Source organism: Sporosarcina sp. PTS2304, from assembly GCF_003351785.1.
In the GTDB taxonomy this organism is placed as follows: domain Bacteria; phylum Bacillota; class Bacilli; order Bacillales_A; family Planococcaceae; genus Sporosarcina.
The window spans coordinates 1429199-1449998 of record NZ_CP031230.1; the positions used below are offsets into that span (position 1 = coordinate 1429199).

The 20800-nt window shown below is 39.7% G+C and carries 16 protein-coding genes; 7 read left to right on the plus strand and 9 right to left on the minus strand.

Annotated features, from left to right (window positions below; genetic code table 11):
• Positions 1 to 146: 146 nt before the first annotated feature.
• From DV702_RS06755 to DV702_RS06775, 5 genes are all read right to left on the minus strand, one after another.
• Positions 147 to 353: an alpha/beta-type small acid-soluble spore protein gene (locus DV702_RS06755; protein ID WP_114924075.1), complete on the minus strand. Its 207-nt coding sequence runs from the start codon at positions 351 to 353 to the stop codon at positions 147 to 149.
• A 77-nt stretch (positions 354 to 430) separates the two neighbouring features.
• The gene (gene thiI, locus DV702_RS06760) at positions 431 to 1633 is read right to left on the minus strand and encodes a tRNA uracil 4-sulfurtransferase ThiI (RefSeq protein WP_114924076.1); all 1203 of its coding nucleotides are present in this window, start codon (positions 1631 to 1633) and stop codon (positions 431 to 433) included.
• A complete protein-coding gene (locus DV702_RS06765) occupies positions 1630 to 2757 on the minus strand; it encodes a cysteine desulfurase family protein (RefSeq protein ID WP_114924077.1) in 1128 nt (375 codons plus the stop codon). The genes thiI and DV702_RS06765 overlap by 4 nt, the downstream gene beginning before the upstream one ends.
• A 76-nt stretch (positions 2758 to 2833) precedes the next feature.
• Positions 2834 to 4525: a septation ring formation regulator EzrA gene (locus DV702_RS06770; protein WP_114924078.1), complete on the minus strand. Its 1692-nt coding sequence runs from the start codon at positions 4523 to 4525 to the stop codon at positions 2834 to 2836.
• 184 nt (positions 4526 to 4709) lie between these two features.
• On the minus strand, positions 4710 to 6644 hold the full coding sequence (locus DV702_RS06775) for a FapA family protein (protein WP_114924079.1): 1935 nt from the start codon (positions 6642 to 6644) through the stop codon (positions 4710 to 4712).
• Between the two features lie 168 nt (positions 6645 to 6812).
• Here DV702_RS06775 and DV702_RS06780 point away from each other — a divergent pair, with 168 nt between their 5' ends.
• Positions 6813 to 7628 (plus strand): S1C family serine protease, encoded by an 816-nt coding sequence (locus tag DV702_RS06780; RefSeq protein WP_114924080.1) that lies wholly within the window; start codon positions 6813 to 6815, stop codon positions 7626 to 7628.
• A 31-nt stretch (positions 7629 to 7659) separates the two neighbouring features.
• On the opposite strand, the gene DV702_RS06785 is transcribed toward DV702_RS06780, so the two are convergent.
• Positions 7660 to 7977: a YflT domain-containing protein gene (locus tag DV702_RS06785; RefSeq protein WP_114924081.1), complete on the minus strand. Its 318-nt coding sequence runs from the start codon at positions 7975 to 7977 to the stop codon at positions 7660 to 7662.
• A 378-nt stretch (positions 7978 to 8355) separates the two neighbouring features.
• Between DV702_RS06785 and DV702_RS06790 the strand changes: the two genes are divergently transcribed.
• Positions 8356 to 8736: a carboxymuconolactone decarboxylase family protein gene (locus DV702_RS06790; RefSeq protein ID WP_114924082.1), complete on the plus strand. Its 381-nt coding sequence runs from the start codon at positions 8356 to 8358 to the stop codon at positions 8734 to 8736.
• Between the two features lie 126 nt (positions 8737 to 8862).
• Here DV702_RS06790 and DV702_RS06795 read toward each other — a convergent pair whose 3' ends face one another.
• Both DV702_RS06795 and megL read right to left on the minus strand, forming a co-directional pair.
• On the minus strand, positions 8863 to 10011 hold the full coding sequence (locus tag DV702_RS06795; RefSeq protein ID WP_114924083.1) for a baeRF3 domain-containing protein: 1149 nt from the start codon (positions 10009 to 10011) through the stop codon (positions 8863 to 8865).
• 727 nt (positions 10012 to 10738) lie between these two features.
• Positions 10739 to 11929, minus strand: a complete 1191-nt coding sequence (gene megL / locus DV702_RS06800; protein ID WP_114924084.1) for a methionine gamma-lyase — start codon at positions 11927 to 11929, stop codon at positions 10739 to 10741.
• A gap of 347 nt (positions 11930 to 12276) precedes the next feature.
• On the opposite strand from megL, the gene rpsD reads away from it, so the two are divergent.
• A complete protein-coding gene (gene rpsD, locus DV702_RS06805) occupies positions 12277 to 12879 on the plus strand; it encodes a 30S ribosomal protein S4 (RefSeq protein WP_114924085.1) in 603 nt (200 codons plus the stop codon).
• A gap of 487 nt (positions 12880 to 13366) precedes the next feature.
• Here rpsD and tyrS read toward each other — a convergent pair whose 3' ends face one another.
• Positions 13367 to 14632 (minus strand): tyrosine--tRNA ligase, encoded by a 1266-nt coding sequence (gene tyrS / locus DV702_RS06810; protein WP_114924086.1) that lies wholly within the window; start codon positions 14630 to 14632, stop codon positions 13367 to 13369.
• Positions 14633 to 15006: 374 nt separating this feature from the next.
• Between tyrS and DV702_RS06815 the strand changes: the two genes are divergently transcribed.
• From DV702_RS06815 to DV702_RS06830, 4 genes are all read left to right on the plus strand, one after another.
• The gene (locus DV702_RS06815) at positions 15007 to 17940 is read left to right on the plus strand and encodes a transglycosylase domain-containing protein (protein ID WP_114924087.1); all 2934 of its coding nucleotides are present in this window, start codon (positions 15007 to 15009) and stop codon (positions 17938 to 17940) included.
• Positions 17941 to 18135: 195 nt separating this feature from the next.
• Positions 18136 to 18768 carry a GNAT family N-acetyltransferase gene (locus DV702_RS06820; protein ID WP_114924088.1) on the plus strand — a complete coding sequence of 211 codons (633 nt, stop codon included), beginning with the start codon at positions 18136 to 18138 and terminating at the stop codon, positions 18766 to 18768.
• Positions 18769 to 18783: 15 nt separating this feature from the next.
• Positions 18784 to 19428: an acetoin utilization AcuB family protein gene (locus DV702_RS06825; RefSeq protein ID WP_114924089.1), complete on the plus strand. Its 645-nt coding sequence runs from the start codon at positions 18784 to 18786 to the stop codon at positions 19426 to 19428.
• Positions 19425 to 20582, plus strand: a complete 1158-nt coding sequence (locus DV702_RS06830; protein ID WP_114924090.1) for an acetoin utilization protein AcuC — start codon at positions 19425 to 19427, stop codon at positions 20580 to 20582. Before DV702_RS06825 ends, DV702_RS06830 begins: the two co-directional genes overlap by 4 nt.
• Positions 20583 to 20800: the final 218 nt, after the last annotated feature.

Genomic DNA, 20800 nt, shown 5'->3' on the forward strand with positions numbered 1-20800 from the left:
AATAGTATTAGTATACAAAGACAAAGAGTAAATTTCAAAATTTTATATACTCTCCTAACATTATACTTTTAAAATCAGAATAACATTCATTATTTTTTACATACTAAAAAGGCCGTCCCGCATATGCAGGACGACCTTTCATTTACTTATTTTGAATAACCATTCATTTGAGATTGAGCCTGACGCACTAATCGCTTTGTGATTTCTCCGCCGACGGATCCGTTGGCACGCGATGTAGAGTCTGGTCCAAGCTGTACACCAAATTCTGAAGCGATTTCTTCTTTCATCTGGTTAAGAGCTTGTTGCACTCCTGGAACTAAAAGTTGGTTTGAATTGTTATTGCTGTTTGGCATGTCGTTCACCTCCTCGTGACTATAGAATGGTCACTTTTGAAAAATTCATGCGGGAGATGAAGCAGGTAATATTTTCTTTAGAGTAAATCCTCAAATTCCTCCTTTTGCTGTTTGCCGGGAACGCTAGTCACTCGATTTGTCACTGCTTCTTCCACCATCTCATCAAAGTTTTGGAAGCTCTCATAATAACGAACTTTATCCAGTTGCGGCTTTGTTTTGGAACTTGGTGGTGTGAATACTGTACAGCAGTCTTCAAATGGGCGAATGGAAATTTCATACGTGCCAATCTTTTGTGCAATTTCTATAATATCTAATTTATCCATCGCAATTAACGGACGAAGAACAGGTGAAGATGTCACATCATTAATCGCTGTTAAACTTTCCAATGTTTGACTTGCTACTTGCCCCATACTTTCACCTGTAATAAGTCCAAGTACACCTGTCTCTTCGCGTACACGATCAGCGATTTTCATCATCATTCTTCTCGTAGTCGTCATCGTCAAATTGCTCGGTACTTGCTTAATAATCGCTTGCTGTAATTCTGTGAAAGGAATGATATGCAAACGAATAGTCGAGCCGAATGTCGTTAATTGTCTAATGATATCTTCCACTTTCTGTAGTGCTAATTCGCTTGTAAAGGGCGGGCTGGCAAAATGGATAGCATCAAATGCAACACCGCGCTTCATCATCTGATAACCAGCTACAGGACTGTCAATCCCACCTGACAGCAATAACAGAGAGTGCCCATTCGAGCCTACAGGCATGCCGCCAGCGCCTTTATACGTATGAGAAGAAATATAGGCAGCTTCTCGTTGGATTTCTACATATAATAAAATTTCCGGTTTTTTCATTTTTACGATTAACTGAGGATATGCCCGCAATACATGCCCACCCAGCTCTCGCTGGAGTTCACCGGTATCGAGCGGAAATGATTTGTTCGTTCTTTTAATATCTACTTTAAAAGTTTTACCCTCTGTTTCCGTTTTGCCTAATACTTTCAGCGAAGTTTCTTTGATCGCTTCAAGAGTTGGTTCGCAAACCGCAATTGGACTGAATGATTGAATACCAAAGACAGTCGGTAATATTTCAACCGCCCGGTCAAGATCTTCCAAGCGCTCTGTATAAATGAACATTCTATCTCTTTCCGCACGCATCTTCAATGTAGTCAATTCAGATAAAGCGGCTTTAATATTTTCTTTTAACTTTCGAACGAACTTACTTTTATTTTTTCCTTTTAAAGACATCTCACCGTATCTGATTAAAATAGTATTCCAGTTCATTTTCGAATTCCCCTTTTCACTAATTGCATAAAATCACTAATTGCAGCCTTCAACTGCTGAATTTCATCGGCTGTTTGGTTTTTGCCAAAGCTTATGCGAATAACGCCTTTCTCAAAATCCTTTGGCAACGCAATAGCTTTAATCACATGACTGGCATCCGACTTTTTCGATGAACAAGCACTGGATGTGGAAACAATGATGCCTAGCTCCTGTAAATAATTAACGACAATTTCACCTGTCACGTGACGAAATGCAACGGATAATATATAGGGTGCGCTCGCATCAGGCGCTAATACTAGGCAATCATCTATTTCATGAAAAAACTGAATGAGCTCTTCACGCCACTGTTGAAATTGCTGCATATTCACTTCTTCTATTTGTAAACGCGCCGCTTTGGCTAAAGCGGCTGCATGAGGTACAGACACCGTGCCGTCACGCAAATTCCGCTCTTGTCCTCCACCATACGTAATGGCTTGAAGACGTAAATTTTTCCGATATGCCAAAAACCCACTGCCTTTTACTCCATGAATTTTGTGTGCGGATAAAGTAACTAGGTCAGGTCCTGTATCATCTAGTTTGATCTTCCCGAAGCTCTGCACACAATCTGAATGCAAAACCGCACGGGAATGGCTATGAATAATTTTTGCACATTCAGTGATCGGTTGAATAGTGCCTATTTCATTGTTCACGTGCATAATACTAACTAATAACGTATCGTGATTCAGTAAGTTTTTTAACTCATCTAGAGATATTCTTCCTTGACGATCCACAGATAAATAATCGACATTGAAATTTTTCGTTTCAAGGAACTGGAATACCCGAAGAACAGAAGGGTGTTCAATAGCAGTTGTTATTAAATGCCGCCCTTTGCGTTGATTTGCATAGACATATCCTAATATAGCAAGATTATTCGCTTCCGTACCGCCAGAAGTGAAAATACCTTCAGATAAGCCAAGATCAATTGACTGAAGTAATTGGGTGCGTGCCTTTTCCAATAATTTTTCCGCTCGCTTCCCCGCTACATGTATAGATGCAGGATTTGCAAAATAGCTAGTAGAAACTTCCATAAACGTACGAAGGACACGTTCATCTGCTTGGGTCGTTGCACTATGATCAAAATACATGAATAAATCCTTCCTTTTCAATAAGAATGAGCGAAACAAAGCCACCGGACGGGCCGGTGGCTTTGTCAACATATCTTTATACTTTCTGATGAAGCGTATTTTGAATTTTCTTCATGGCACCTGGCTCTACTTCTTCAACTGCAGTTGCCGCTTCTTCTAATGCGCGTAAATAACGATATTGCATAAAAGACTCTTCCGCTTGCAGTAATTTTTCATGGACATGCGGGTGAGATGCGCGGTAACGGTTACCATACTGGATAATACGTTCTACAAGCAACGCATTTTCTACCATATCATCCGCTTTATCACAAACATCCTCAACGACTGCAGCTGCTTTTTGAACATATGATTCAACTAACGCCATATTCAGTGGAACTTCTTCCAAACTTTGTTTGACGATAAAAATCTGTTCATCCGCTTCTTCCAACTGAATTTCCATATCATCAGGAACTCCCGGAATATTGGCGCGGTGTAAGTTGCGATCTGCAATATGAAGTTGTTGAGAAAGTGCGGCTAGTCGAGAGCGCACCATATTTTCATCAATCCGAAGATTTTTTATACGATTGCTAAACTTCGTGTGCTCTTCTGCAATTCTATCTAGTTCTTCTGTAATCCCTTGAAGTTCAATCTGGCGTTCCGAGTAAGCAGATTCATGACGTTCTTGACGTTCAATGTAATCTTCTACTCGTTTAGCTAACGCATGTAACTTCTGCATTCCTTGATGTGGAATTTGAGATTCAGCTTCATCCAAACGATAACTCTCTTGCACAAATTTCAACTCTTCAATCGTATCTTGGATTGAATATTGAAGCTCTTCAAAAAGATCCAATGCAGGCTCCCAATGTTCTTCAACATAATGACGGGAACTAACTTCTTCTTCAAGCACATCATAGAAAGATTCGATTTCATCATGAATTTCTTCTACTTCATGTGCAACTTCTTCTACGTCTAGACGCGCAAGAAGTTGACGAAGGTCTACAAGACGTTGTTCGATTTTATCGAAACGCTCCGGCAGCTTCAAATGTCCAAGATAGTAAGCTTGTCCTTCCATTTCAATAATCCCTTTGCGCAACTCACGCAATGCTGTTGGAATTTTGGTTTGCAGTTCCGTCAATAACGTCGGAATCTCTTGCAATAAGTAGGAGAAATGTTCTTCCTTATCCGCCAATGTAATAACGATTTCGCGTGCTTGCAAATAGTTTCCACTTTCAATCAACGCGTCATATTGCTCAAATCTCGGATTGAACGATTCCCACACTTTCTCCAAAGGATCCACCGCAGGTCCAAATGAGTATTGATGAGCTAAAATTCGCTTACGAGCTGCACGGTGAGTTTCTTTAATCGTTTCCATTTCGACACGATTCTTCTCTTCGCTTCCGATCAACTCATTGAGTTCTTTCAGCAGATCGCGCATTTCTCTTTCACATTGCGCTAAGATCTCCACAATTTGTTTCTTCGTCTCAGTTGCTTTTTTGAAGCGGAGACGATCGACTTGACTCTCTGCATCCAGTAAAAGCAAATCGACCTTTGGCAAGCGTTCGTCAATTACTTCTGTCCAAGTGTTGCGCCAGCTCTCGAACATATTTTCCGTTTCGCCTGTCATATTCAATTGCTTTACTTTCATCATCTCTTCAAATATCGGTTTATTTTGAATTTGTAATTTCTCTTGTTCCATCTTATTGATTTCTTCTAAGTGCTTCTTTCTAGAAAGAAATGCCATGACCGCTAGAACAATAAGAATAATTAATGGAATGATGAAATATATCATCTTACTATGATCCCCCTATCCCACACTTCGCGCATAAAGTGACTACTATAGATATTATAGTATATCGTAACATGTTTAAAGCAATTTCGTCTTGTTAAAACATATTTTTTGAAAAATAGTAGAAAACTTATCATTTATCGAAGCAATAAAGGCAGTTACGTGACGAATTAGAGCCTGGTTCTGACTATTGAATCACTAATTTACCTTGTTCATTTATTTGCGCTGTCATTTTATGAGTAATTGTGAAAAATTCATGACGCTGTTCACCGATTTGAATACTAGTTCCCGGATGCACTGTATCGATTTTGATAATTCCTTCGGTCGTTTGTATTTTAGTTTTTACTCCCGCAGAAGATCCTGCTTCATCCATAGTAATATTTCTGCTCGCTATAATTTCTCCTCCCCGGCAAACTCCTTTAATCACAATGTCATTAAGCGCTGTAATCGAGCAGTTATAGACACCTTTTGACCGGATATGGATATTTCCATTACTGTACAGGATACTGTTAAGTGCAAATGATGCCTGTAATATAGATTCAGGACGTGCTTCTTCTCTATATACTTCCAATAATAACTCTGCTTCTTTAATAAGTTTGCGCAAATAAAGAATATTTGTTTGTTTCTCTCCAAGCGGCTCTACAAACAAACTGTACAATTGATCGGACAACTTAATCCATTCTTCCTCTAATCTTCTCGAATGGTTTTTCACTACTTGAATAAATTGCTTGATCAATTGCATAAAATCACTGTACTTTTGCTCTAACAATAATCTGATAGCTTGTTTTAGTAAGAAAGGAGGGACTTGCTCAGGTAGTTCTTTGCGTAAAGTAAAAATTTGGACTAAAGCAGATTCGATGTTGATTAAGTAGGCTAGAATTCCTTCCAAATCCTTTACTAATATTGCAATAATTTTTTCTTGAATTCCTACTGTTACAGTGGAAGAAAATATGCTTCCTTTAATAACTACTGATTTTGTTCCCCGTATAGAGGCTTTCGTACAATTCTTCATGATTTCAATATTTCCAGATGCGGCAACGAACATGGATGAATGTACACTACCGCCAATCCAAATATCGCCTTCAAAATGAATATTTCCACATTCTAAATCTACGTCAGCATTATGGCGGTATTCTGGATGTACATCTACTTTCACTAATTTTCCCCGCCATTCAATCATTGGTCTGCCATCAATTTTGGCATATAGTTTATTTTGAAAACAATTTACTCTCGCACTCGGCCGTAAAATTATTTCTTTTGGCGGCTTTACCGGTCGATCATCACCGAAGAGAGTAATACCTTTTTCCCCTTTAACCGGTGGAATGTACGTAGCGATTAACTGCCCTGCTTTGACTGTTGGAATTGGACTATGTTCTCGAAAATCAACACGCATATGTTCATCGACTGCTTGTTTCTTATTGTATGCTATCAAATCAATCGTTGCATCTTGACTAGGAATCGCATGTTTTCCTCTAGCGACTACAAATTCATTTGCGTCTACTGTATCTGTAGCCTGCTGGATGGTCTCCATGCATAAGCCATACGTAATACTCATATCTAACAATTCTTTCACGATATCTTCAGTAGTTAACTCGTTTATCATTTGTATTTTCTCTGTTACTTGTATGATCAATAGTTCTTGCCATGTTGTTTCTAGTAGATTACGTATGATATTTTTGCCAGGAGTAATGATAGCTGTAGCAGTCATATGCTCCTTATCTATGCGTATAGTAAATGTTGCTGGAAGGTTTTCTGTTATCGGGTGACATTCGATTTGATCTGTAGGTAGAATAATAGTACGCTCTCTTATTCGCTCACCATTTACCCATAACTCTACATGCGGTGACGGTTGAAGCATTGGATAGGACTGTTCTTCAAAACTGACTTCGAGTTGCCCGTCACGTATTCGCGCTACTGACGATAATTTACTCTCTCGTTCATCGTTTTTACTCACTTGTGTTACAGTTACTTCAGCCAACACTTTTTTTAAACCGAATCTCGTTTGAGAAGCTTGGCGGTCAATCCGGACATGCACATCATCTATTGACAGATTTAGTATAGTCAGCGCATGTTCAATGGCTTGTTCCACTGTTTCTCCCTTAACAGTAATAGATTTGGTCATATTTCCACCTCCATCTATAGTTCTTTATCTTCACATCCAGTATATCATATAGTCATTCTTTTTAACTATTTTTTCAGATAACTATCGTATTCTTTTTTAAGTAAAAATACCCTAATTTCAATATATCTCAGTTTTGGTATACTATTTCATAGAAAGAGGTGTGATGGATTGGATATAAAAGATCCTCTGCAAGAAGAACTAGATGATGAAGAGCTACAAGAATTAGTGCTCGAAGCGCAACGAGAGGCACTAGAAAAAGCAGCCGCAGAAAAAAACGTCCGTCGTACTTACCGCCCTTTCCCCAAATGGATATTTTGGATTATGACGATGACATTAGCTATCAGTACATTTTCTGTTCTATTTCAAATATATTCAATTCCAGCTATTGAGTTTTTAAAGACTTCATCAGAACTCTCTAAAAATCCTCAAATTGCTGAATATAAAAAAGCCGTTGTTATCGTGGCTACAGAAGATAGTAAAGGTACCGGTTACTCTATAAGCGAAGATGGCACAATATTGACAAATTATCATGTAGTAGAAGAAAATAATTCCGTTCTAGTTTCATTTCCAAAAGGAGAAAGGTTTCCAGCTACGGTGATTGAAACATTTCCTTCTATCGATATGGCGGTTATACAAGTACAAGGACAAAATTTACCTTACTTGAAACTAGCAGATAAAACGGAGTTCTACGATTCAGAACCGATTTATCTCATCGGAAATCCATTAAGCTTTTCTGGAATCGCGAACGAAGGGAATACACTGGACTATATTCAGTTACCTGGTTGGAAAGATACAGTAGTGATGATTAAAGCGCCTGTCTATCGGGGAAATAGTGGTAGCCCCGTCATCAATGAAAATGGAGAAGTTATCGGTACAATTTTCGCTACACTTGAAGAAGATACATATGGTAAAGTCGGACTTTTCATCCCCATTGACCATTATTATGAAGCTATGAAGAAAACACAAATAAAAAAAGATCGGTAAGGGTAACTACCCTGTACCGATCTTTTTTATTTCATCGCTTAGCAACAAGCATTAATCTTCCTTTATCTAACTCACTTTCGCCTTCTTCTGCTTCTGCCTCAGAAAGTCCAACTGCTTGCATTTCCGCACGAATCGTATCTCCACGTGAAGTGAACATATTTTTCATTTTTTCGAGGAAGCCCATTTCACTCATTCCCACCTGCTCGGAATCTAACGCGTCTGCAATTTTATCCTCACGATCCTGACTATGTGCGAAAATATAAATATCATCATGTGTGTAGCCTTGTGCTACCAATTCTTCAATCTTCTTTTTAGCTTGTACTGCATTTTCCAAGAAAAACTTTTCCATTTGTATTACCTCCAAAGTTGTTGTTTTCTCGTTCTACTCAACTATACCTACTTGTGGTGCTGATTAAACATACACTACTGATTTTGAATCTTTTTTCCTATTGCTAATTTCTAAACTCATTCGAAGTATCTGATGTTTTTTAAGCCTTTATTCATTTAATTGATTGTACTTAGCCTATTCAACATCCAAATAATGGACTTTTTTAGAAACGATATGCTCTTGACCAGTATTTGTAGAAATTAGTATTCCTCGCCCGTTTATTTATATCGCCTAACTCCCTTGTAAATTGATAAATTATATATAATATACTTAATTGACAGGCATGCAATTATGCTATACTTTATTGGCAGAATAATAAAAATTCTAGGAGGATTATACATGTCTACGGAAAGAATTGAAGCTGGTTTAACTAAAATTAGAGAATATGTTAGCGAAGAAGAAGCGAATCGTATGATGACAGCAGACGCCTTAAAAGAACTAGCACCTGATTTACGGAAATACATAGTAGAATTTGCATATGGGGAAATCTATTCAAGACCAGGGCTAGATAGTAAACAACGACAATTAGTAACTCTTTCTTCACTTGTCACTCAAGGGGCAACTACACAAATTCAAACACATGTGAACCGTGCACTTACTGTAGGGTTGACGAAAACTGAAATTATCGAAAGCATCATGCAATTAATTCCTTACGTCGGCTTCCCGCGCGTCCAAAGTGCGTTAACAGCAGCTAAAGAGATTTTATTAAAAAACGAGTAAGGAAACTAATCAGTACGCTCGACTTAATGAATTGTTAATTTTCTGAAAAGCATGCAAGTAAAAACGCATGAAGGATAATTCACTTCCCCTTCATGCGTTTTATATATTCTACATCTGCTTGTTAGCTTACCATCTAAAAATTGCTGCTACTCCTGATTCAACCGGCATACGCTCTTTCGGTAAAACTACTACTTCACCGCCTGTTTTAAATGTAATTTCTGCCAGATCATCCATCACGTCATCCACAGCTTCATCTTCCAAATGATTCGTCTGAATAGTTCCTGTGTCTACATCGATTTTGCCAGGATATAATCGTCCATCTTCTAGAATCAGACGGCTAATTCGATCTTCGCTTGCTGCTTGCGCAATCTCTTTAATGTCTTCCGAACCTTGCCCACTTGCTTTCGCATTCTCGAAATTCTCAACTAAGTCCTCTGTCTTTTTAAGATAGTTCGGCTCTACACATTGCCATGCCATCTCTCTCAATTGTTCCAAACTCAGCGCTTCAAAATCTGATTTAATTCCCTGTTCGCGCAATAGTGGATTATGACTAAGCTCTTTAAATGGGGTATGATACTCCGTTAACGTTACTAAATATAATGGTAATCCTGTAGGTTTTGAATAGTGTTCTGCGATTGTCCGGTCTACATAGCGGAAGTAACGTTCAATATCAATATCGATTTCATCTTTTTTACTGCCATGTCCATGCATCATAGCCGTACCTGCAGCACCGCCAGAATCACCTGAACCTAGATATGATTCCGTTACTTGATCCCCGATTGCTTCTGCTTTCGTCTTCGCCAATTCTTCAGGAATTTCCACTTCTTCAATTCCATAACGATTACCTTCAAACAACTTGAATTCTTGGCGATTGACACCTAATAAGTGATAACGATCGGCTGATTGAAATACACGAATGAGCGGCTTAATATGAAAACTATTAGAAACGACAGCTAATTCAATCACCGGACGTTGAAGACGATAGACAATGCAACGTTCTTTTGTCGCAAATAAAGCTAAGCCGTCTCCTGCATGTGCCCAAAAAGGTCGTTCTCCCTGTAGCTTCTCAAGAGGTGTCAGCATTTCTTTTACTTCGTTAGCAGAATAAGACTTTGCCAATTCCTCTTGCACTTTTTGCAATAAATTTTTAAATCGTATTGGATCTTGTTGATTTTCTGGTCGATACCGGTGGGTCGGTTGATAAATGGAGATACATGTATCCGCTTGCTCCATTAAAAATTCATGTGGAAACTCGTTAACAATCTCTACGTTCATCCTAATCCCTCCAATAATTATTTCCTGTATACTGATGACAGGCTCTATTTTCTTTCTTCCCTATTCAACTAGTACTAAACGTTTTAAAGCCTGTTGATTATCGAAAGAAAGGAATTGGGTTTTGGAAATGAGGCGCTTTCGACAAGTAGTTGTAGAGGTTTTGTACTCGTTAGGATTCTCCCGAGAGGAACCGGACAAGTCGCCTCCGAAAAGCGTATCGTCTGGAAGCGCAAGCCGCAATAGACTGCAAATCAGCCTCACTCCATTCAACTGCCATAGTCAAAATCGCTTTAAATGATTGAATGAGAGAATTATACATAATATGGTGAATCAACAGACTTGAAACGTTTTCTTATTTCTATTTGAAAACTCGTTTGACATTTTTACATAGCTGCTGTATACTAATGAATTGGGATTGATAACTAATCTGACACGAAGAAATGGCGTTCTGCAGATGTTTTTCGGAACACTTATTCATCACTGGCGCGACTATAGGGTCGCAAGGACGCAAAAGTAGGTAGGGTTTGCGTTGCTTAAGTAAAACAACCAGTAGAACACGACCGCGGCAAATACGGTACATTCAGATTCTACATGACAAATAAAACCAACACGATTATAGTAAGTTATCAAAAGTAAGGACTATCATTTTGTGACAGTCCTTCCACAATTCTATACAATAAAACGAGCGATCCTTTTCACAGGGTCGCTCGTTTTATAATTTACCTGCTTAAATGATTTGAAAGGCTTGTTCCAAATCAGCAATAATATCATCCATATGTTCTAAACCAACAGATAATCGCAATAATGAATCGGTAATTCCCATCTTTTCACGCTCTTCTACAGGTACACCGGAATGTGTCATAGAAGCCGGATGCTGGATTAAAGTTTCCGCATCGCCAAGGCTGACGGCTAATTTTATAAGAGATAATTGATTTAAGAATTTCTGCGCTTCAATCTTCCCCCCTTTAATCGTAAAGGAAATAAGACCCCCACCCGTTTTCATCTGTTTCTTCGCGATTGCGAACTGAGGATGCTGTTCATCAAACGGATAAAACACTTCATCTACTTGTGAATGTTTTTTCAAATAGTCAAATACAATTTTCGCATTTGCTGCGTGACGATCCATGCGGACAGGCAATGTTTTAATGCCACGGAGTAATAACCACGCGTCAAATGGTGAAATCACTCCACCAAAATCCTTTTGAACCGTACTGCGTAGTTTCGCCATTTCTTCTTTACTGTTCCCTACCAGCAAACCTGCAATGACATCTCCGTGGCCATTTAAATATTTTGTCGCACTATGCAAAACAAAATCTGCGCCAAACGTTAAAGGTGTCTGGATATATGGTGAACAAAATGTATTGTCTACAATCACTTTTAAATTATGTCGCTTAGCTACGGTAACTACAGCTTGCAAATCAACTAACTCCATCGTCGGGTTAATTGGTGTTTCTACATATATACATGTCGTCTCCGGTTTCACTGCTCGTTCAATTTCTTCTTCAGATCCCATAGAGATTAAATCATGAGTAATCCCGTATTTTTCTTCCATGATTTTTAATAATCCAAATGTGCATCCATAAATTCCTCGCGAACATACGATATGATCATTCGCCTTTGTCACATGAACAAGCACCGCACTGACCGCTGCCATTCCCGATGCAAATGCCAGTCCCGCCTGCCCTTCTTCCATACGAGCAATCCGTTCTTCCAATACACTGACTGTCGGATTCCCTAATCTCGAATAAATATTTCCTGCTTCTTCTCCAGCAAATCGTTTTTCTCCTTGTTCAGCTGAATCAAATACATACGTTGCGGTTTGATACAGCGGCACTGCAAGACTTCCCTGATGTTCTTTGCTGTCGTAACCTTCATGTATCATTGCTGTTTCTTTATGCCAGTTGTTATTCTTGTGCATGTTGATTCCTCCTTGTTCTATGTTATTCAAATACGCTTGAAAGCGCTTTATTCTATTCTATTTTAGTGTACCGTGCTTTTTGTAAAAACAAAAGTGTTGTAACTTCATTTTTTATATATGATGAATACACTTGACCCGCAGTCGATAAATTGGTATGCTAATATTTGTGTAAAATATTCGCAGCAGTTATGTGTTCTGTTTTGTCCAGTCTATTCCTTTTTTAAAAGGTGCACCACGTAACCCCGAGGCTGCAGGGGCGAAGTTGCAAGATTATAGAATGGCAGATGGATTGAACATATCTGGTCTTATTTTACAACAAAATAAAACCAACAGAGGAGGAGTCTCTCATGGCTCGATATACAGGTCCATCTTGGAAATTATCACGTCGTTTAGGTATCTCATTAACGGGTACTGGTAAAGAAATCGAAAAGCGTCCATACGCACCAGGACAACACGGTCCAAACCAACGTAAAAAACTTTCTGAATACGGATTGCAATTACAAGAAAAACAAAAATTACGCTTTATGTACGGCGTAAACGAACGTCAATTCCGCACGCTTTTCAACAAAGCCGGTAAAATGCAAGGTATTCACGGTGAAAACTTCATGATCTTACTTGAAGCTCGTTTGGATAACGTTGTGTACCGTATGGGTCTTGCACGTACTCGTCGTGCAGCTCGTCAATTAGTTAACCACGGTCATATTTTAGTTGATGGCAAGCGCGTGGACATTCCTTCATTCGCAGTGAAGCCTGGTTCTGAAATCTCTCTTCGTGAGAAGTCTCAAAACTTGAACGCTATCGATGAAGCATTAGAAGTAAATAGCTTTGTTCCTGACTTCGTAACGTTTGACAAAGAATCTAAAAAAGGTACTTTCGTTCGCCTTCCAGAGCGTAGCGAATTAGCTGCTGAGATCAACGAAGCGTTGATCGTAGAATTCTACTCTCGTTAATAATAATTCCCCCTCTCGTCGGTTCTTCTCGACGAGAGGGGTTTTTATTTACACATTTTGCATTCAGGACGGTTTATTAATCATATTATGTATAATTCACTTATTCATTTAGACAAAATTGAGTTGGACTACGGCATTTGGATGAAGTGAAGCTAACTTGGAGTGTCTTGCGGCTTGCGCTTCCAGACGATACGCTTTCCGGAGGGAGCACGGTGGATCTCCTAGCGCAGCGAGAAGGAGCACATCTTTGCAATTACAGGCGTAATCGCCAAAGAACTTCTGGCGAATCCGCCGCGTGCCCTCAGGAAAGCGTCCGGTTCTGTAGGGAGAATCCTCACACGTACACTAGCTCTACAATTACTTGTCAAAAGCACCTCATTTCCAAAACTTAATTTCTTTCTATGGTTAATCAACAGGCTTGATACACATATCATCCTTCTTCTTAAAACATCAAAAAGCCCCTAGAATTCTAGGAGCTTCTTTCTCTTTAGATAAACTTCACCATACTGTACTTCTTCTTTCCGCGTCGAACAATCGTAAATGCATCTTCCAAGCGCTGATCCGCTCCTACAGTAAACGCCGTATCTGTAATACGTTCACCATTAAATGATATTGCACCGTTCGTCACATCTTCACGCGCTTGACGTTTAGATGGAGAAACTCCTGCCTGGACGATAAAGTCTATAATATTCTGATCTGCTTTTTCCATTTCCACAGTCGGCACATCTTTAAAAGCATCTTTCATTTCAGATGCAGTCAACGCCTTTAAATCTCCACTGAATAAAGCTTCTGAAATACGCAATGCCTGGTCAAGTGACTGTTGTCCATGGACTAAACGTGTCATTTCTTCAGCAAGCGTCTTTTGCGCTTGACGTAAATGTGGTTCTTCTTGCACAGCTGTTTCAAGCGCTTCAATCTCTTCACGGCTAAGGAACGTAAAGATTTTCAAGTATTTCACAACATCTGCATCGGCAGCATTGATCCAGAACTGGTAAAACTCATACGGTGACGTCTTTTTCGCATCTAACCATACCGCGCCGCCTGCAGATTTGCCAAATTTCGTCCCATCTGCTTTTGTGACGAGCGGTATTGTGAATCCGTAAGCTTTTACTTCTTCATCATGCATTTTACGGATAACTTCCAAGCCTGTTGTAATATTACCCCATTGGTCGGATCCACCGATTTGCACACGGCAGTTATGATGGTCATATAGGTGATTAAAATCCGCCCCTTGCATAAGCATGTAAGAAAACTCCGTGTATGAAATACCTTGATCTAAACGAGAAGCTACGTTATCTTTTGCTAGCATGTAATTTACGCTTAACAACTTTCCGTAGTCACGTAAAAACTCGATTAATGACATCGACCCGATCCAGTCATTATTATTTACTAGCTTTGCCCCATTATCTGATTGAAAGTCGAAAATCATTTCTAATTGCTTTTTAATACCACGCACATTATTAGCTACTTGCTCGGTCGTTTGTAATTGACGTTCTTCCGAGCGACCTGACGGATCTCCAATCATGCCCGTTGCACCACCTATTAATAAAATCGGCTGATGACCATGCATTTGGAAACGACGAAGCGTAAGCAATGGCACAATATGCCCGATGTGCATACTATCTGCTGTAGGGTCGACACCGCAGTATAGAGAAATTTTTTCGTCCGTTAGCAATTTCTCCAATCCTTCTTCATTCGTTTGTTGGTACAATAACCCTCTCCAGCGTAAATCATCCATTAATTCATTTGACATTTTCCTTTTCCTCCTAAAATCAACATAAAAAAGTCCCTACATAATCAGTAAATGATCATGCAGGGACGTTAGTTGATTGTTAATTAACGCGGTACCACCCGGCTTGAGAGTACTTCCCTACTCTCCGGCTTTAAGGCGCTGATAACGTTGCGCAAAACGTACACTCCAAAACTGTAATTCATGACTAGCGCACCGAACAGCTTTCACCAACCGCTGTCTCTCTAAGACGGAACTCGCTATCATTACTTCGGTTTTTTCGACATGTAAATTCATCTGAGTCTAATTTTAACCAAGTTCCAATGAAAGTCAACATTTATTGCTTAATTCACTCAAATTTATGCTATAATAAATAAGATTTTTAGGGGGAGAATAATTTGAGGAAATCGAAAAACAATAAGATCCAACAACTAGAGAATTCATTCGAGAAGGTAAAAAAAGAGCCTTGGGCCAAAAAACTTCGAATTAGTTCTGGTGTACTTTGGAATTTATTTATATTGATGCTAATCTTCAGTGTCATTGGCGCCGTATTTGCGTCCTCCGTTGGCGCAGGCTACTTTGCTTCACTCGTAGCGAAGGAGCCTTTACGTACAAAGGACGAGTTGCGTAATGCAGTATTTAATTATGAAGAAACGTCTGAAATGTTCTTTGCGAATAATGTGTACTTAGGAAAGATCAATTCAGATATTGAGCGGCGACAAATCACGCTCGATAAAGTATCACAATATGCATTAGATGCAGTCTTGGCTACTGAGGACGAATACTTCAACGAACATGAAGGCATCGTGCCAAAAGCCATTTTCCGCGGAGTTTTCCAAGATCTTACGAATTCTGACAGTCAAACAGGCGGTTCTACACTGACTCAGCAGTTAGTAAAAAACCAAATTTTGACAAACGAAGTGTCTTATGAACGAAAAGCGAAAGAAATCTTACTAGCCATGCGTTTAGAGCATTTCATGACAAAAGATGAAATTTTAGAGGCCTATTTAAATATCATTCCGTATGGTAGAGATATAACAGGTCAGAATATCGCGGGAATAGAAACCGCAGCGCGAGGCATATTTGGGATTAAGGCAATTGATTTAAACTTGCCGCAAGCTGCTTATATTGCTGGTATCCCACAAGCACCTTATACGTATACTCCTTTCTATAGTAAAAACCAAGGGATTAAGGAGCGGGAAAAACTTCAACACGGAGTGAACCGTATGAAGACTGTATTATTTCGGATGCGCGATACAGGATATATTACAGAAGCAGAATATCAAGAAGCTATCGCTTATGACGTAACTAAAGATTTCAGACAACCTTCTCGTCGTGCAACTGAACGTTATCCGTATGTCACACAAGAGATCCAAAATCGCACAATCGAAATTTTGGCAAAAGTTCTAGCTGAAAAAGACGGGTTAGATGCTACTCGATTTGAAGAAGATTCAAAAGTGAAAGAGAAATATGAAATTATGGCAGATCGTTCTATGCGCACAGATGGTTATCGAATTTACTCAACGATCGATAAAGACTTATACGATCAGATGAATGAAGTAGCGAAGAACTTCAAATACTATGGATTTACGTATACTTCTGAAAAAGTAGATGAAGAATCAGGTAAAAAGACGATTATTGAAGATCCTGTACAAGTCGGTGCGACTTTAATCGAAAATCATACAGGTAAAGTTCTTTCGTTCATCGGTGGACGTGGACATGAAATAGAAGCAATGAATCACTCGACTCAAGCATTTAGACATAACGGATCTTCTATGAAGCCCCTGCTTGTCTATGCTCCTGCTATAGAGTACGGAGTCATCGGTGCAGGTAGTCCGGTAGTTGACGTGAAGTTTAGACAAGGATCCTATAGACCTGGGAACTACTTTGATCGTGAGCTTGGAATTTTATCAGCGCGTGAATCATTAGCACGTTCTCAAAACTTATCTACGCTTCGTTTATATGATCAAATTATCGATAGAAAGCCTATCGAATTTCTTAAAAAAATGCATTTCACTAAATTAACTGAAGCTGATGGCCAATATTTGACGACAGCTCTCGGTAGTATGGATATCGGTGTTTCTGTTGAGGAAAACACAAATGCTTTCGCAACATTTGCGAATGACGGTAAATTTATCAAATCGTATATGATTGATCGAATCGAAGATATGAAAGGCAATATTATTTATGAACATAAAATCGAACCAGTCGATGTCTTCAGTCCAGAGACTGCATACATTATTACGGACATGATGCGTGACGTACTTCGACCACCTGGTACTGCAGCACGTTTGCCTGGGTTCATGAATTTCCGACCAGATTTAGCAGCGAAAACAGGAACTTCTCAACATTACGGGAACGCTTGGCTCGTTGGGTACAATCCGAACGTTTCACTCGGTGTGTGGCTTGGTTATAAAAACCAGCAGACCCCTTTATATAGTGGGTACCGCAGTAGTCAAATGCACCCTTCCGAACGAACAGCTAGATTATTCGGTCAATTGATGAATACCGCTAACAGCTTGCGACCTGAGACGGTTAAAGCGGCCGAACGATTTAAACGTCCGAACGGGGTTGTCACACGGTCATTCTGTGGAGTTTCTGGCATGGCGCCTTCCGCAGCATGTTCAGCAGCCGGTCTAGTTCGATCGGATTTATTTAACTCGAAAGTAATGGTTCCTACAAAAGTGGACGACAGCATTATCAATACCGCTTCCGTACGAGTGAATGGCAAGTTGTATCAAGCACTTCCTTCTACACCACGAGAATTTGTTTCTTCTGGCGGTGTAGGTGTAAATTCTCAGTTTGTTAAACGGATGATGGGACGGTTAGGTGGAGATGGTTCGAAACTATTGGCGGGTCAGGGCGGATATTCAAGCAACGTCGTATCCGGCGCTTCATTCCCAGCTAATAATGTACCGCCCGCTCCAGTGCAAGCCGGCAAAAACGGAGCGACTCTAACATGGACTGCTTCATCATCTAATGATGTCATTGGTTATTATATTTACCAAAATGGCGTACGCATTGGAACTGTTAGAGATGGTGCATCACGTTCATACACCATTGGCTATGGTTCATATTATGTAAGAGCTGTTGATATTACCGGACTTCAATCCGCAGCGTCCAATACTATAACGAATGCGGCTCCTGTAAAACCAAAACCGGATACAACAACTCCAAATAAAAAACCAGCGAATTCAACGGATACGAAAAATCCGGATACTACACCTGAAACGAAGCCTGATGCAAAACCGGATACAAAACCAGAGGCTAAGCCCGAGACGGACGCCAAACCAGAAGCAACACCTGACGTTGAGTCACCGAAGAAAGAATAATTAACATACCGGATTACAATGTACCTATTGTAATCCGGTTTTTTATAGCAAAATATCGACAATTCCATGATTTTCTGAAAATAATATACATTTTACTAGGATAAAATGTATACTTGATTTAGATATGTACAAACCAGATTGACAGCGATTATTTGCTCGCATTAAGGGTAGAGTTAAAAGGAAGGAGTGAGCTGCGTGGAACATAGAAAAACCTATTTTTCAAGATCCTATCCTCACGATGAAGGAGAGTTGGTCATAGAAGGGCCTATTTCATCTGAACAGCTAGCCAAGTTTGATTTTCACGAAGGACTTAAAGCATTTCGACCGAGTAAACAACAACAGGAAGCATTAGTAAAAATCGCTTCTTTTCCTGAAGGTCGCATCAATATTGCCAGAATAGGAAATCTCATTATTGGCTATGTAACCTATTTGTATCCAGATCCTATGGAACGTTGGTATGAGGCTGAATTGCCAAACTTAATAGAACTGGGTGCTATTGAAGTAGCATCTGCTTACCGCGGCGCCCATATCGGAAAATCATTATTGGAATTATCTATGTTAGATGATGCAATGGAAGATTACATTATTATTACTACTGAATACTACTGGCACTGGGACTTAAAAGGAACAGGCTTAACTGTTTGGGATTACCGGAAAGTGATGGAAAAAATGATGCGTGCAGGTGGCATGGAATTCTTTTCGACGGATGATCCTGAAGTTTGCTCTCATCCTGCCAATTGTTTAATGGCAAGAATCGGAAAACGCGTCGATCAGCACTCCATCGAGCAGTTTGATCGGGTTCGATTCAAAAACCGTGTGAACCATTGAAAGTGAGGAATGATCATGCTCGTACAAGACATAATGAAAACAGACGTGATTACATTGAATCCTACGCACACAATCGCGGACGCTGTTCAATTAATGAAACAAAAAAGAATTAGACATATACCCATTATAGAGAAAGAACGTTTAATAGGACTAGTAACAGATCGTGACGTAAAAGAAGCTTCACCTTCGAGTATCTCTGAAAAAAATGAACCTTCTCTTTACGCAACTACTCTTGATAAGATTATGAAAACCGATTTAGTGATCGGGCATCCTAGGGACTTTGCTGAAGAGGCTGCTCTACTGTTCTACACATACGAAATCGGATGTCTGCCTATCGTTTCTAATTATCAATTGGTAGGTATTTTGACGAAAACTGATTTGCTATACAATTATATTGAATTAACCGGCGCAAACCAACCGAGCTCCCACATACAAATCCGAGTACCCAACCGCGCAGGTATTCTCTATGAAGTATCAAAAGTATTTCATAAACATAACACCAACGTACTAAGTGTTTTAGTTCAACCTTATCAAGATGATGAAGAGTGTAAAATTCTAGCCGTTCGAATCAAACGAATGAATCCCCTTGCAATTATTGCCGATTTGAAATCGGAAGGGTTTGACGTTCTTTGGCCAGGCGAACCGGAGATGGGCATATGAAAAAAACAGCGAGTTTTATTTATTCACCCGACCAGTTAAATTATGAATTTTCGGATACTCACCCTTTCAATCAGAAAAGAATCATTTTAACAATGGATTTATTGAATGAACTTCAAGCAATTAATGCTGACGATATTGTTGTACCTAGAACAGCAACAGATGAAGAGTTATTACTGGCACATGATGCGAAATATATTGATATTGTGAAGAAAGCTAGTAAAGGTGAAGTAAGTGAAACTATCGGTAGTATTTACGGCATCGGCACAGAGGACACTCCTTTCTTCACAGGGATGCACGATGCAAGCGCTTTACTCGTCGGGGGCACACTAACCGCAATTGAAGAAGTAATGGAAGGTCGCTCTCGCTATGCGTTAAATCTCGGCGGAGGGTTGCACCACGGCTTCCAAGGCAAAGCATCTGGTTTTTGTATTTATAACGATAGTTCTGTCGCAATTAAATACTTGCAAAAAAAATACGGAGCGAAAGTTCTGTATGTGGATACAGACGCACACCATGGCGATGGCGTGCAGTGGACATTTTATGATGATCCAGACGTTTGCACATTCTCTATCCATGAAACAGGCCGCTACCTCTTCCCAGGTACAGGTAACGTAACTGAACGAGGCAACGGGAAAGGATACGGTACATCGTTCAATTTCCCTATCGATGCATTTACAGAGGATGAATCATTTCTTAACATCTACCGTACGGCGTTAAGAGAAGTGGCCGAATTCTTCAAGCCAGATGTCATCTTAACGCAAAACGGAGCAGATGCTCATTATTTTGATCCATTAACTCATTTATATAGCACAATGAAAATTTATGAGGAGATTCCAAAACTTGCGAAAGAAATTGCAGAAGAGTACTGCGATGGAAGATGGATCGCTATCGGCGGTGGAGGATATGATATTTGGCGAGTAGTACCGCGTGCATGGTCTCATCTATGGTTGACGATGCAATCCATTCCGACACCGACAGGACCGCTTCCAGAAGCATGGTTGAAGAAGTGGCAACCTGAATCTCCTGTGTCTCTTATTGAAACATGGCAAGATCCACCAAATTTATATGAGCCTGTTCCACGCAAAAAAGATATAGAGGAAAAGAATGAGCAAATGCTCACTCGGGCTCTCCATGTCATCCGCAAAGGAAAGTAATATACAAAAGCTTTTCTAATAAATCGCCGCCATGAAACAGGCAGAAAAAACTAGTCATTTTTTCTGCCTGTTTTAATTGTTAGTTGCTTGTAGCGAAAAAAGAGTCATCGCAGAGAATCAGTCGCTACTGATTTACTGGATAACCCCCCTAACAACTCAAATAGTATAATATGTCAGTCGAATTTATTGATACGCTACTTCTATTCTCAAAAACTTAA